This window comes from Roseomonas sp. E05 (assembly GCF_030063475.1).
Classification (GTDB): Bacteria; Pseudomonadota; Alphaproteobacteria; order Acetobacterales; family Acetobacteraceae; genus Pseudoroseomonas.
Genome location: NZ_JASIRT010000001.1, coordinates 137,473 through 150,962, shown reverse-complemented (window position 1 = coordinate 150,962; position 13,490 = coordinate 137,473). Strand labels below are relative to the sequence as shown.

The following is a 13,490-nucleotide window of genomic DNA, read 5'->3' as shown; positions in this document are numbered from 1 at the left end:
CGACAATGAAGCACGCGATCCTGTATGAGGACGAACATTTGGTGGTGGTGCATCACCCCGCCAAGGGTTCCCCCACCCTCATCACCTTTGCCGACCTCACCTTCCGCCCGCAGGAGACGCGGATCTGGGGCGAGGAGGTGGCGGCCAAGCTCGGCGTCAACGCCATCGGCTTCGTGGCGCGGCGAGAGAACTGGTACCCGACGGCCTCCGTCGCCGCGGCGGCGCCCGCCGTGCGCGCGGCGCTGCGGGGGCCGGCCATCACCTATGGCTACAGCATGGGCGGCTATGCGGCGCTGAAGCACGCGGCGCGGCTCGGCGCCGCCTTCGCCTTCGCGGTCTGCCCGCAAAGCTCCATCGCCCCCGCCGACGTGCCCTGGGACACCCGCTTCCACCGCTACTACCGGCCCGAGCAGCACCCCGGCATGCCGGTCCGCGCCGGCGAGGCCGGGCAGTTCAGCGTGCTGCTGGCCGATCCCTACATGCCGGAGGATCGCGGCCACGCCGAGCGGCTGGTGTCCGAGGCCAGTGTGCACTGGCTGCGCACCCCCTTCATGGATCACGCCTCGATCTGGCTGCTGGTGGACAGCGCCTTCCTGGCGCAGGTGCTGCAGCACATCCAGGCGCGTGACCTGGTGGGGCTGACCCAGCTCATGCGCGGCCGGCGCCACACCAGCCCGCACTGGTTCCGCCACGCCGGCAATGCCGCCTTCCGCCACGGGCATGTGGCGATGGCCAACCGGCTGTGGCAGCGCGCGCTGGAGCTTGGCCTGCCGCCCATCGTGCTGGAGCAGGATATCGGCCATCTGCTGCCGCAGCGGATGAACGAGCTGCGGCAGGCCGGCCGGCTGCAGGTGGCGCGCGAGCTGGCGCTGCAGCAGGCGGCGCTGCGGCCCGGCGACTTCGTCAGTCAGGCCAATGCCGGCCACGCGCTGCTCGCCATGAACGAGTCCGAGGCGGCAGAGGAGCCGTTCCGCGCCGCCCTGGCGCTGCGGCAGGATGTCGGCCATGTCTATCAGGGGCTGAGCCTGGTGCTCGCCAACCTGGGCCGGCTGCCGGAGGCGGTGCATCTCTGCCAGCGCGGCGTCAAGACGGTGCCGGGCGACCTCGGCCTGCAGATGCACTACGGCCATCTGCTGCTCAATGCCGCCAAGGTGAACGAGGCGGAGGCGCAGTTCCGCGCCGTGCTGGAGAAGGAGCCCGCCAGCCGGCAGGCCCTGCTCGGCCTCAGCCACACCCTCGCCGCCCGCGGCGACCGCACCGAGGCCATCGCGGCGGCCCGTCAGGTGATCGCGGAGGGCGAGACCGATATCGGCGCCTTCCTGTGGCTGGGCCAGCTCCTGCTCTATGTCGGCGAGCCGGCCGAGGCGGAGCCGGTGTTCCGCGACGCGCTGGCTGCGGGGCCCGAGATCGGCGCCGCGCATATCGGCCTGGCCCGCGCGCTGGAGCGCACCGGGCGGCTGGAGGAGGCGCGGCGCGTCGCCGCCGAGGCGGCCCGGCTGCTGCCGCAGGACGAGAAGGTGCAGGCGATCGCCAGCCGGCTGGGCCCACCCCATGAGGTGACGCCGGAGGAGGAGGCTGTTCAGGCCTCGCCGATGCGGCGCTGGCTGCACGCCTTTTTCAGCCGCGACGACGACTGAGGCCGGAAAAGGCCGGGGGAAGGAATTCCCCCGGACCCCCATCTTTTTTCTTCGGGTTTGCGCCCTGGCGGCGGGCGCAGCCTGAAGCCGGCAAAAAGATAAGAGGCAGGTTCGGGGGAATCCCTTCCCCCGGTGTTTTCTACTCTGCCGCCCGCGCCGGCTTGGCGTAGTCCGGCCAGCGCTGCGCCACGATCGGGCTTTCCTCGCCATAGGCGAGGCAGGTGTTGAGCAGGGCGGGCGGCTTGCGCGGCCCCTCGGCCGCCGCCTCCTTCCTCCGGCGCTCCTGGCGGGCGGAATAGGTGGTCTGGAAGGCGACGGTGGCCATTTGCGCCAGCATCTCGCGCAGATGCGTGCAGCCCACCGGCCCGCCGACCCGCTCCTGCACCGCACGGTTGAAACCCGGCCCGATGCGCAGCCCGGCCAGCCGGGCAAAGTTCGGCGCGGCCTGCGGGCAGATGCTGTAGGGGCTGAAATCGGTGCTGGCCTCGCATTCCTGGATCACCAGGTCGGCATCCACCGTCAGCCGGATCCACATGCCGTGCAGCGCATCGCCGGGCGCGACATGCCGGTTCTCGGTCTCGAAGCCGTAGCTCTTGGTGTCGACGAGATGCCCCTCGATGTCGAACAGCCCGTCCTCCCGCTGAAAGCCCTGCATGTCGAGGACACGGCGGTGCAGCGGCTCACGGGCGGCGGGCGCGGAGAGGGGCATGGGCAGGTCTCCCGGCATGGTGCGGTGCGGCAGCAACCTTCCGCATATGGCACGAGGGCGCCAGGGCCAAAAGCCCGGGCATGGCTGCCATCCCCCCGCCGGGAGGCCGCTCAGCCCTCGCAGCCGGCCTCGCGCAGCAGCGCCTCGACCTCGGCAGGCCCGACATCGCCCTTGGTGAAGGCCTGGCCGGCGCCGTGCAGCAGCACGAAGCGCAGACGGCCGTCGCGCACCTTCTTGTCCTTGCGCATCCGCCCCATCAGCGCCTCGACCGTGAAGCGGCGGGGCAGGTCGGTGAGGCGCGCCGGCAGCCCGACCGCCGCCAGATGCGCCTCCACCCGGCCGGGAAGCGCGGCATCGCAGAGGCCGAGCCGGGCGGAAAGCCGGGCGGCAAGGCCGAGCCCGAGCGCCACCGCCTCGCCATGCAGCAGCGTGCCGTCATAGCCGCACTCGGCCTCCACGGCGTGGCCGAAGGTATGGCCGAGGTTGAGCAGGGCGCGACCGCCCTCGGCGCTCTCCTCCCGCTCGTCGGCGGCGACCACGGCGGATTTCAGCCGGCAGCTCTCCAGCACGGCGTGGCGCAGCGCCGCGGCATCCCCCGCCACGGCCCGGGCGCCCTCGGCCTCGCACCAGTTCCAGAGCGGCCCTTGCAGCAGGCCGTGCTTGGCCACCTCGGCATAGCCGGCGCGCAGCTCACGGGCGGGGAGGGTGGCCAGCACGCCGGTATCTGCCAGCACGATGCGCGGCTGGTGGAAGGCGCCGGCCAGGTTCTTGCCGGCCTTGAGGTTGATCCCGGTCTTGCCGCCGACGGAGGAATCGACCTGCGCCAGCAGCGTGGTCGGCACCTGCACGAAGGGCAGGCCGCGCATCGCCGTGGCGGCGACGAAGCCGGCGAGGTCGCCAACCACGCCGCCGCCGAGCGCGACGACGGCGGTGTTGCGGTCGATCCCGGCCGCCAGCAACTCCTCCATCACCACGCCATAGGTGGCGAGGCTCTTGCTGCCCTCGCCGGGCGGCACGGTCAGGCTGGCGCGGATCTCGATCCCGGCATCCTCCAGCCCGGCGCGCAGGCTGGGCAGGTGCAGCGCGGCGACGCTGGCATCGCTGACCACCGCCACGCGGCGCGCCGGCAGGGCCGGGGCGATCAGCCCGCCCGCCCGTTCCAGCAGGCCTTGGCCGATCACCACGTCATAGCCGCGCCCGGCCAGCGCCACCGGCAGGCGGGCGGGGGCGGTGAAGGCGCTGATCGCGTCCTGCACGCGGTCGGTGGTCGCTTCGGGGGCTTCGTCCATGCAGTTCACCACGAGGTCGGCTTCGGCGTAGAGGGGATGGCGGGTGGTCATCAGCCGCTGCAGCACCGCGGCCGGGTCCTGGTTCAGGAACATCGGCCGGGTGTCGCGCCCGGCGACGCGCGGCAGCAGCACGGGAATGCCGACCCGCAGCCACACCGTCAGCGCGCCCGAGGCGCGGATGGCCTCGCGGGTCTGCGCGTCGGCATAGGCGCCGCCGCCGGTGGCCAGCACCATCGGCGGCCCGGCCAGCAGGCGGGCGATGACGCGCCGCTCGCCCTCGCGGAAATGCGGCTCGCCATAGCGGGCGAAGATCTCGGTGATGGGCTGGCCGGCCGCCGCCTCGATCTCGGTATCCGCGTCGCGGAAGGGCACGCCGAGGCGCTGCGCCAGCCGGCGCCCGATCGAGGACTTGCCGGCGCCAGGCAGGCCGATCAGCACGATGGAGCGCAGGGCGGCCTGCGGGGCGGCCTGCGGGGCGGAGCGGGGCGGCGATGGTGTGGCGGGCGGAATGATGGTGAGGCCGAGGTTGCGTGTCACAGGGGCGGAAGGTAGCACATCAGGCTCCGCGCGCGAGGATACCCCCGGTTATCATGTTCCGCCGTCCATTGTTTCTCCTGATCCTGGTTCTGATTGTCGCCGCCCTGGGCGGGCTGCTGGTGATGGCCGCCTTCCCGCCGAAGGTGACGCCGCAGGCGGTCGAGCGCACCCTGCCGAACGACCGCTTCGGCACGCGCTGATCCCGACTCCGGGAGGAGGGGGGATGGACCGCCATCTCGAGGCCTTCCTGGAGATGCTGGCTGCCGAGCGCGGCGCGGCGCGCAACACGCTCGCCGCCTATGAGGCGGACCTCGCCGACCTCGCCGGCTCCCTGCGCGGCCGCGGCGTCCGGCTGGCCGAGGCGCCGCCCGCGCTGCTGCGCGCCTATCTGGCGGGGCTGACGGATGCCGGCCTCTCGCCGCGCACCGCCGCACGGCGGCTGGCGGCGCTGCGGCAGTTCTACCGCTTCCTGGCGCGTGAAGGGGTGCGCGCCGACGACCCGACCGAGTTGCTGGACAGCCCCCGCCTGCCGAAATCCTTGCCGAAGGCGCTGCGCCCGGCGGAGGTGACGGCGCTGCTGGAGGCAGCCGCCCGCCTGCCTGGCCGGCGCGGCCCGCTGGCGGTGGCGCTGCTGGAACTGCTCTACTGCTCCGGCCTGCGTGCCAGCGAGCTGGTCGGCCTGCCCGCCACCGCCCTGGCGGATGGCAGCCCGCTGATCCTGGTGCGCGGCAAGGGCAACAAGGAGCGGCTGGTGCCGATCTCGGCCCGCGCCCGCGCCGCCGCGGGCGCCCTGCAGGACCCGGCAAAGCCCTCCAGGTGGCTGTTCCCCTCGCGCGGCGCCTCCGGCCACCTGACGCGGCAGAGCCTGGTCCTGCTGGTGAAGGAGGCGGCGCTGGCGGCCGGGCTCGACCCCGCGCGCGTCAGCCCGCATGTGCTGCGGCACTCCTTCGCCAGCCACCTGCTGGAAGGGGGCGCCGACCTCCGCGCCCTGCAGATGCTGCTCGGCCATGCCGACATCGCCACCACCCAGATCTACACCCGGGTGATGGAGGAGCGGCTGCGCCAGCTCGTCGAAACGCACCACCCGCTTGCCGCGGCGCCCGCGCCGGAGGGCCGGGCCGGCTGAGGGGAAGGGGGCGCGGCCGGGGAAACCCCGCCGCCGGTCCGCCGGGTTCGGCGTGCCGCGGGCGCGCCCCCTGGCCACGGCGCCCGGCTTGCGCTAGGCCAGCGCCGCGCCGCCTGCTCTCTTCCTGGCGCGAGCCACGATACGGAATCGCGATGCGTCACTTCCTGGAATTCGAGAAGCCGCTTGCCGAACTGGAAGGCAAGATCGAGGAGCTGCGCCGGACCACGGATGCGGGCGGAATCGATGTGGCCGAGGAGGTCGGGCGCCTGTCCGACAAGGCCGAGAAGCTGCTCGCCGCCACCTACGCGAAGCTGACGCCGTGGCAGAAGGCGCAGGTGGCGCGCCATCCGGACCGGCCCAAATGCCTCACCTACATCGAGGCGCTGATCGAGGAGTTCACGCCGCTGGCCGGCGACCGCGCCTTCGCCGACGACGCGGCGGTGGTGGGCGGCCTCGGCCGCTTCCGCGGCCAGGCCGTGATGGTGCTGGGCACCGAGAAGGGCACCGATACCGACAGCCGCATCAAGCACAACTTCGGCAGCGCCCGGCCGGAGGGCTACCGGAAGGCGCGCCGGCTGATCGAGCTGGCCGGGCGGTTCGGCCTGCCCATCCTCTCCTTCGTGGACACCGCCGGCGCCTTTCCGGGCATCGAGGCCGAGGCGCGCGGGCAGGCGGAGGCCATCGCCCGCTCCATCGAGGCCTGCCTGGACGCGCCGGTGCCCTTCGTCGCCACCATCATCGGCGAGGGCGGCTCGGGCGGCGCCATCGCGCTGGCCGCCGCCGACCGCGTGCTGATGCTGGAGCACTCGATCTATTCGGTGATCAGCCCCGAGGGCTGCGCCAGCATCCTCTGGCGCGACGCCGCCCAGGCCAGCACCGCCGCCGACGCGCTGAAGCTGACGGCGCAGGATCTGAGCCGGCTGGCACTGATCGACGCCGTGGTGCCGGAGCCGCTCGGCGGCGCGCACCGGGATGCCGGGGCGGCCGTCCGTGCGGTGGGCGACAAGGTCTGGGAATGCCTGGAGCCGCTGCTGGCGCTCGACGGCGGGACGCTGCGGGCGCGCCGGCGCGAGAAGTTCCTGGAGATGGGCCGGCACGGCGTGGCCTGAGCCGCGCCCTCACTCCGGCGGGGCTTGCTCCAGCGGGAAGGTCAGGCGGCTGACGGTGCCCTGCGGCGCCGCCTGCATTTCGAACCGGCCGCCGACCTGCTGCGCCAGCGCCGCGACGATCTTCAGGCCAAGGCTCTCGCTGCGCGCCGGGTCGAAGTCCTCGCGCAGCGGCGCGCCATCATTGGCGACGGTCAGCCGGGCCATGCCGCCCTCCGCCTCCCGCGTCAGGGCAAGGTGGATGCGTCCGGGCCGCTGGCCCTCGGCAAAGCCGTGCTCCAGCGCGTTGGACACCAGCTCCGTCACGATCAGCGCCACCGGCACGGTCTGCTCGGGCGACAGGACCAGCGGCTCGGCCGCGACCGCGACCTGCACCCGCGTGGCGCCGGCCGCCTGCAGGACGTCGTCGCAGAGGCTCTCCAGGAACAGCCCGAAGGCGATGCGCTGACCCGAGGGGTCGTGCAGCCGGCGATGGATGCGGCCGAGCAACTCCAGCCGCTCCGTCGCCTGGTCCAGGATGCGCTGCGCCGCCACGTCGCGCACCGCGCCGCGGCGCAGCGTCATCAGCGCCGCCAGAACCTGCAGGTTGTTGGAGATGCGGTGCTGCAGCTCCTTGAACATCACCTCCCGGCTGGCGGCCAGCTGCTGGCTCAGCTCCCGCTCGCGGGACTGGCGCGCCGATTCCGCCCGCAGGCGGCGCAGCGCCAGGTGCATGATGTGGATCAGCAGGATGTCCACTGCCACGATGACGCTGAAGAAGCCCAGGGCCAGTATCGTCGCGCCGGTCACCACGAAGGTGTGGACCGGCTCCATGAAGAAGTACCAGGAAGCCAGGCCCGAGGCGATCGCCACCGCCACGCCCGGCGCCACCCCGTAGATGAAGGTCGTGACGATGACCGCCGGAAAGAAGGTGAGATAGGGAAAGCCGGGTGGCAGCATGTCGTCCACCGCCAGGCGCACGCCCAGCGCGACGGCGAAAGCCAGCAGGGCGAAGCCCCAGCGCAGGGCCAGGGAATGCTCCTCGATGCCGAAGTCCAGCAGGCGTCTCATGCGGGTCAGCATCGGCGGCCGGGGCGGTCCTTCCTCCAGAATGGCGCGCCTGGCGCCACTGCCTTGCACAAAGTCTGGATCGCCTCGGAGCCGGTAGGCCCGCGCCCGGCAGATATAGGACAGGACCGGCCTGCCATGCCGGCAGGCCTTTCTCTCCGAAATGATTGCGGTGCGACCCGTTGCCGTCAATATAGCCGCGCATCAGGTTGCAGGTCCATGCGGCAGCCTCGCCTCCGCAGGGGTTGCTGTCCATCACGGCTGCCCGGGCCTGTTCGCCCCTGTGCGATGGAGGCTTGCGGTCTCCCGCAGCGGGCGGCCATTCAGGCCATCGCCAAGATCGAAGCCCGACTTGGCGAGACGTTACGCATCCGGGGCGTGATGCCGTTTCTCCCCGCAATGATCCTGCGCCTGCCTGCTGATCATCCCTTCCCGCGGATCGCGCTCCTCATCCCCGAGCCATGCGGGACTGAACTGCATGCACCGACCGGCCCCGGGGGAGGCGGGCAAGCCTGGGCCATGGCCGGGTGACGGTGCGACCTGCGCCGCCGGCCGGCCATGCTCCAGCTGGCCGGCTCAGGACCGGTAGGACCCGTTGATGTCGATGTAGCCGTGCGTCAGGTCGCAGGTCCATGCGGTGGCCTTGCCGCGGCCGAGGCCGATATCCACCGCGATCTCGATCTCGCGGCCCTTCATGTGGGCGACGACCGGCGCCTCGTCATAGCCCGGCACCACGCCGCCTTCCCGGGCCATCCAGACACCACCGACGGCGACGGAAAGCAGGTCCCGGTCCGCCGGCTCGCCCGCCTTGCCCACCGCCATGACGATGCGGCCCCAGTTGGCGTCCTCGCCGGCAATGGCGGTCTTGACCAGCGGCGAGTTGGCGATCGCCATGGCGATCTTCTGCGCCGAGCGGGTGGTGGTGGCACCGGTGACGTCCACCCGGATCAGCTTCTGCGCCCCTTCGCCGTCGCGCACCACCTGCAGGGCCAGGTCGAGCAGCAGCTCGTTCAGCGCCTTGGCGAAACCGCGGAGCATGGTTCCGCCCTCGGCCGGCACGCGCGGGTGCTTCACCTGACCGGTGGCGAAGAGCAGCACCGTGTCGCTGGTGGAGGTGTCGGAATCGACCGTGGTGCGGTTGAAGCTGGCATCCACCCCCTTCTTCAGCAGCGCCTGCAGCGCGGCGGCAGGGATCTTGGCGTCGGTGGCGATGAAGCTGAGCATGGTCGCCATATCCGGCGCGATCATGCCGCTGCCCTTGGCGATGCCCGCGATGGTCACCTCGACGCCGCCGATCTCGGCCTTGCGCAGGCAGGCCTTGGGGAAGGTGTCGGTGGTCATGATGCCACGCGCCGCCTCGGCCCAGCCATTCTCCGAGAGCTTGCCATGCAGGGCGGGCAGGGCGGCGGTCAGCTTCTCATGCGGCAGCGTCTCGCCGATGACGCCGGTGGAGGCCAGGAAGACCTCGCGCGGCTTGCAGCCGACCAGGGCGGCGGCGGCCTCGGCGCTGGCCTTCACGGCGTCGCGGCCCGGCTTGCCGGTGAAGACATTGGCATTGCCGGCATTCACCACCAGCGCCCGCGCCTTGCCGCCCTTCAGCGCCGCACGGCACCAGTCCACCGGGGCGCCCGGGCACTTGTTGCGGGTGAACACGCCGGCCACGGTGGTGCCGGGCGCGAACTCCATGAAGGTGAGATCGTTGCGGCCCTTGTAGCGGATGCCGGCGGCCGCGACGCCGAGGCGCACGCCGGCGATGGGCGGCACCTCCGGCAGGGGAACGGCGAGAGGGGAGACGGGCAGGTCCTTACCGGCCATTGGGCGACGTCCTTCCACTGGAGCGCGGAAGCGTTACCGCAAAGGCCGCGCCGGTTGAAGCGGGCCGGGGAAGAAGATGCCGCGCCGACCCTCCCCTGGCCCCTCCGGCTCAGCGCCTGGGCTGGGCGGGCGGCGGGGTGGCGCCCTCCAGCAGCGAGGGGGTGGAGGAGCCGGCCGGGCGCGGCGAGCCGTCCATGTTGAAGCGCTCGACCTTGGCGGCGCTCTGGTATTTCTCGACGGCGCCGCTCACCGCCTCCTCGAAGGCGGCCTGGCGCAGCGACTCCGCGCTCTCCTCGAAGCTCGGCACCGGCGCGGTGCGGCGCTCCACCACCTTGATGACGTGCCAGCCGAAGGGGGTCTTCACCGGCTCCTGGCTGATCTCGCCCGCCTTCAGGTCGAAGGCTGCCTCGGCGAATTCGGGCACCATGTCGGACTTCTTGAAGAAGCCGAGATCGCCGCCCTGCTTGGCGGAGGGGCCGGTGGAGAGGCGCTTCGCCAGGGCCGCGAAGTCGGCGCCCGGCTTGCGGGCCTCGGCCAGGGCGGCGCGCGCCTCGGCCTCGCTGCCGACCAGGATGTGCTGCGCGTGCACCTCATCCTCGCCCGGCTTGCCGGCGATCTCCTTCTGGTAGCGCTCGCGCAGCGCCTCCTCGGTGAGGGCAGGGGCGATCTCGCGGCGCAGCAGGGCCTGCTGAAGCTGCTCCTCCTCGGCGCGCTCGATGGCCGCCTGCACCGCCGGCTCCTTGTCGATCCCCTGTGCGCGGGCAGCCGTCACCAGCGCCTTCTGGGCGATCAACTGGTCGAGGATCAGCGGGAACAGCATCGGCAACGGCGCGCCGCGCATGTCGGGGGGCAGCTGGGTGATGGCGGCCTGCACGTCGGTGAGGTGCAGCGCCTCGCCATCCACGCGGGCGACCACCGGATTGGCCGCCTCGGGCGCGGCCGCCGGGGGCTGGGCCGGCGCCGGGGCAGGTGTCGGGGCGCCTGGGGCCTGGGCCATGGCGGTCGAGGCCACGAGGAGGGCGGAAAGGGTGAGGACGGTAAAACGCATTCGCGGGATTTGCCTTTGCGGCTGGACGGTTCAAGATGCCTGATCGACCATCACCCTACAATTCCGCGGGGGTGACGGAGTGTGACCGCCTGCGCGCCCCTTTGGCCGTCCCTTCTGTCGGGCTCCGCCGGGAGGCTTTCCGGCCTGTCATGCCGGGTTTCGTTGACCCTGGCGCGGCCCCCGCCTATCTGTGCGCGTGACGCAGCCTGTTGCCTGCCATCCGCCCGGTCCGCCGGATGACCCCGGCCGCCGCCGACCCCGGCGCCACCCCGGTCGGGCGCCGGTGCAAGGGCGGCCCACGGAGAATATCGCAGCCCCATGTTCGCTCGCCTCGCCCGCGCCGTATTCGGCACCTCGAACGACCGCGTGCTGAAGCAGTTCAGCGCCCGGCTGCCCGCCATCGCGGCCCTGGAGCCGAAGGTGCAGGCCCTGTCGGACGAGGAGCTGCGGGGCCAGACCGCCCGCTTCCGCGAGCGCCTGGCGCAGGGGGAGAGCCTGGACGACCTGCTCCCCGAGGCCTTCGCCACCGTGCGCGAGGCCTCCAAGCGGGTGCTCGGCATGCGTCACTTCGACGTGCAGATGATCGGCGGCATGGTGCTGCATTCCGGCCGCATCGCCGAGATGAAGACCGGCGAGGGCAAGACGCTGGTCGCCACGCTCCCGGTCTACCTGAACGCGCTCGCCGGCAAGGGCGTGCATGTCATCACCGTGAATGACTACCTGGCCAGCCGCGACAGCGCCCAGATGGGCCGACTGTACAACTTCCTCGGCCTCAGCTGCGGCTGCATCGTGCATGGCCTGACCGATGGCGAGCGGCGGGACGCCTATGCGCGCGACATCACCTACGGCACCAACAACGAGTTCGGCTTCGACTACCTGCGCGACAACATGAAGTACCGCCTGGACGAGATGGTCCAGCGCGACTTCAACTATGCCATCGTCGATGAGGTGGACAGCATCCTCATCGACGAGGCGCGCACGCCGCTGATCATCTCCGGCCCCGCCGAGGACAGTTCTGACCTCTACCGCAAGGTTGACGTCGTCGTCGCCGAGCTGGTGAAGGACAAGGAGACCTACGAGAAGGACGAGAAGCTTCGCACCGTCGCCCTCACCGAACAGGGCGCCGAGACGGTGGAGCAGATGCTGCGCGACGCCACGCTGCTGGAGGAGGGCGACCTCTACGACTTCCACAACGTCGCGCTCGTCCATCACGTCAACCAGAGCCTGCGCGCGCACACGCTCTTCGCCCGTGACGTGGACTACATCGTCAACCGCGAGGGCAAGGTCGTCATCATCGACGAGTTCACCGGTCGAATGATGGAAGGCCGGCGCTACTCCGAGGGCCTCCACCAGGCGCTGGAGGCGAAGGAGCATGTCGAGATCCAGCCCGAGAACCAGACGCTGGCCTCGATCACCTTCCAGAACTACTTCCGCCTCTACCCGAAGCTGTCGGGCATGACCGGCACCGCCGCCACCGAGGCGGACGAGTTCGCCGAGATCTACAAGCTCGAAGTGGTCGAGATCCCGACCAACGTGCCGGTCATCCGCCAGGACAGCGATGACGAGGTGTACCGCTCCGCCGAGGAGAAGTATGCCGCCGTGGCGGGGCTGGTGAAGGAGGCGCAGGCACGCAATCAACCGCTGCTGGTCGGCACCACCAGCATCGAGAAGTCCGAGCTGCTCAGCACGCTGCTGAAGAAGGAGGGCGTGCCGCACAAGGTGCTGAACGCGCGCTACCATGAGCAGGAGGCGGGCATCATCGCCCAGGCCGGCCGCCCTGGCGCCGTCACCATCGCCACCAACATGGCCGGCCGCGGCACCGACATCAAACTCGGCGGCAATGCCGAGATGCTGGCCGAGGCGAGCTTCCCCGGCCCGCATGAGGGGCCGGAATACGAAGCGCATCTGGTGCAGATCCGCGAGCAGGTGAAGCGCGACGAGGAGATCGTGAAGCAGGCCGGCGGCCTCTTCGTGATCGGCACCGAGCGCCATGAATCGCGCCGCATTGACAACCAGCTGCGCGGCCGTTCCGGCCGTCAGGGCGATCCGGGCGCATCCCGCTTCTTCCTCAGCCTCGAAGACGACCTGATGCGCATCTTCGGCAGCGACCGCATGGGCGGGATGCTGCAGAAGCTCGGCCTCAAGGAAGGCGAGGCCATCATCCACCCCTGGATCAACCGGGCGCTGGAGAAGGCGCAGAAGAAGGTCGAGGCGCGCAACTTCGACACGCGCAAGAACCTGCTCAAGTACGACGACGTCATGAACGACCAGCGCAAGGAGGTGTATGCGCAGCGGCGCACCTTCATGCAGGCGGCGGACGTCTCGGAGACCGTCGAGGAGATGCGGCGCGAGACCATCGCCGCGATGGTGGCGAAGGCCATCCCCGAGAATGCCTATCCCGAGCAGTGGGATCTCACCGGCCTGCAGCAGCAGGTGCAGGAAACGCTCGGCCTCGACCTGCCGATCGAGGCCTGGGGCAAGGAGGAGGGCATCGACGAGGTGGCGGTGCGCGAGCGCATCGAGTCCGAGGCCGACCGTGCCGCCGCCGTCCGCGCCGCCGATATCGGGCCCGAGTTCATGCGCGCCGTCGAGAAGTCGGTGCTGCTGCAGGTCTTCGACGCGGTGTGGAAGGAGCACCTGCTGAACCTGGACCATCTGCGCCAGGGCATCGGCCTGCGCGCCTATGGCCAGCGCGACCCGCTGAACGAGTACAAGAGCGAGGCCTTCAACCTCTTCAACACGATGCTCGACGAGTTGCGCGAGCGCGTGACCTCGCTGCTGCTGCGCATCCAGATCAGCCCGGCTTCGCCGCTGCCGGAGCCCGAACCGGTGATGGTGACGGACATGCGCCACCCCGAGCCGGACATGGCCGGCGCCGCCGGCGACCCCTGGACCCATGCCCCGGCGGATGCCGCCTTCGCGCCAGCCACGGCGCGCGCGGTGGACGGCGTGGACCCGCAGGATCCCTCGACCTGGTACCGCACGCCCCGCAACGCTGCCTGCCCCTGCGGCTCGGGCAAGAAGTACAAGCACTGCCACGGCCGGCAGGCCTGACGGGAAAAAGATCGGGGGAAGGAATTCCCCCGAACCCCCATCTTTTTCTGCCAGTTTTCGGCGACGCCCATGGCGGTTCCCCACCACCGTCGCCGGGGCTGCTTCAGCCCTGTCGTGCGCGC

10 protein-coding genes are annotated in these 13,490 nt (G+C 71.3%); 5 read left to right on the top strand and 5 right to left on the bottom strand.

Annotation, left to right across the window (positions count from 1 at the left end; genetic code table 11):
• Positions 1-5 precede the first annotated feature (5 nt).
• Entirely contained in the window at positions 6-1,637 is a 1,632-nt protein-coding gene (locus tag QMO56_RS00690; RefSeq protein WP_283523094.1) for a tetratricopeptide repeat protein, read from the top strand.
• A gap of 139 nt (positions 1,638-1,776) precedes the next feature.
• Here the strand turns inward: QMO56_RS00690 and QMO56_RS00685 are convergent, their stop codons facing one another.
• The gene (locus tag QMO56_RS00685) at positions 1,777-2,346 is read right to left on the bottom strand and encodes a DUF2889 domain-containing protein (protein ID WP_283523093.1); all 570 of its coding nucleotides are present in this window, start codon (positions 2,344-2,346) and stop codon (positions 1,777-1,779) included.
• Between the two features lie 110 nt (positions 2,347-2,456).
• Positions 2,457-4,190, bottom strand: coding sequence for a 3-dehydroquinate synthase (gene aroB, locus QMO56_RS00680; protein ID WP_283523092.1), 1,734 nt, complete (start codon positions 4,188-4,190; stop codon positions 2,457-2,459).
• 35 nt (positions 4,191-4,225) lie between these two features.
• Here aroB and QMO56_RS00675 point away from each other — a divergent pair, with 35 nt between their 5' ends.
• The 3 genes from QMO56_RS00675 (at position 4,226) to QMO56_RS00665 (ending at position 6,407) form a co-directional block, all read left to right on the top strand.
• On the top strand, positions 4,226-4,372 hold the full coding sequence (locus QMO56_RS00675) for a hypothetical protein (RefSeq protein WP_283523091.1): 147 nt from the start codon (positions 4,226-4,228) through the stop codon (positions 4,370-4,372).
• Positions 4,373-4,395: 23 nt separating this feature from the next.
• A complete protein-coding gene (locus tag QMO56_RS00670; RefSeq protein WP_283523090.1) occupies positions 4,396-5,298 on the top strand; it encodes a site-specific tyrosine recombinase XerD in 903 nt (300 codons plus the stop codon).
• 152 nt (positions 5,299-5,450) lie between these two features.
• Positions 5,451-6,407, top strand: a complete 957-nt coding sequence (locus QMO56_RS00665) for an acetyl-CoA carboxylase carboxyltransferase subunit alpha (RefSeq protein WP_283523089.1) — start codon at positions 5,451-5,453, stop codon at positions 6,405-6,407.
• A gap of 9 nt (positions 6,408-6,416) precedes the next feature.
• Here the strand turns inward: QMO56_RS00665 and QMO56_RS00660 are convergent, their stop codons facing one another.
• The 3 genes from QMO56_RS00660 to QMO56_RS00650 all read right to left on the bottom strand — a co-directional run bounded on the left by QMO56_RS00660 (position 6,417) and on the right by QMO56_RS00650 (position 10,314).
• A complete protein-coding gene (locus QMO56_RS00660) occupies positions 6,417-7,454 on the bottom strand; it encodes a sensor histidine kinase (RefSeq protein ID WP_283523088.1) in 1,038 nt (345 codons plus the stop codon).
• A 573-nt stretch (positions 7,455-8,027) separates the two neighbouring features.
• Positions 8,028-9,266 (bottom strand): bifunctional glutamate N-acetyltransferase/amino-acid acetyltransferase ArgJ, encoded by a 1,239-nt coding sequence (gene argJ / locus QMO56_RS00655; protein WP_283523087.1) that lies wholly within the window; start codon positions 9,264-9,266, stop codon positions 8,028-8,030.
• Positions 9,267-9,375: 109 nt separating this feature from the next.
• Positions 9,376-10,314 carry a peptidylprolyl isomerase gene (locus tag QMO56_RS00650; protein WP_283523086.1) on the bottom strand — a complete coding sequence of 313 codons (939 nt, stop codon included), beginning with the start codon at positions 10,312-10,314 and terminating at the stop codon, positions 9,376-9,378.
• A gap of 318 nt (positions 10,315-10,632) precedes the next feature.
• On the opposite strand from QMO56_RS00650, the gene secA reads away from it, so the two are divergent.
• The gene (gene secA / locus QMO56_RS00645; RefSeq protein ID WP_283523085.1) at positions 10,633-13,368 is read left to right on the top strand and encodes a preprotein translocase subunit SecA; all 2,736 of its coding nucleotides are present in this window, start codon (positions 10,633-10,635) and stop codon (positions 13,366-13,368) included.
• Positions 13,369-13,490 lie beyond the last annotated feature (122 nt).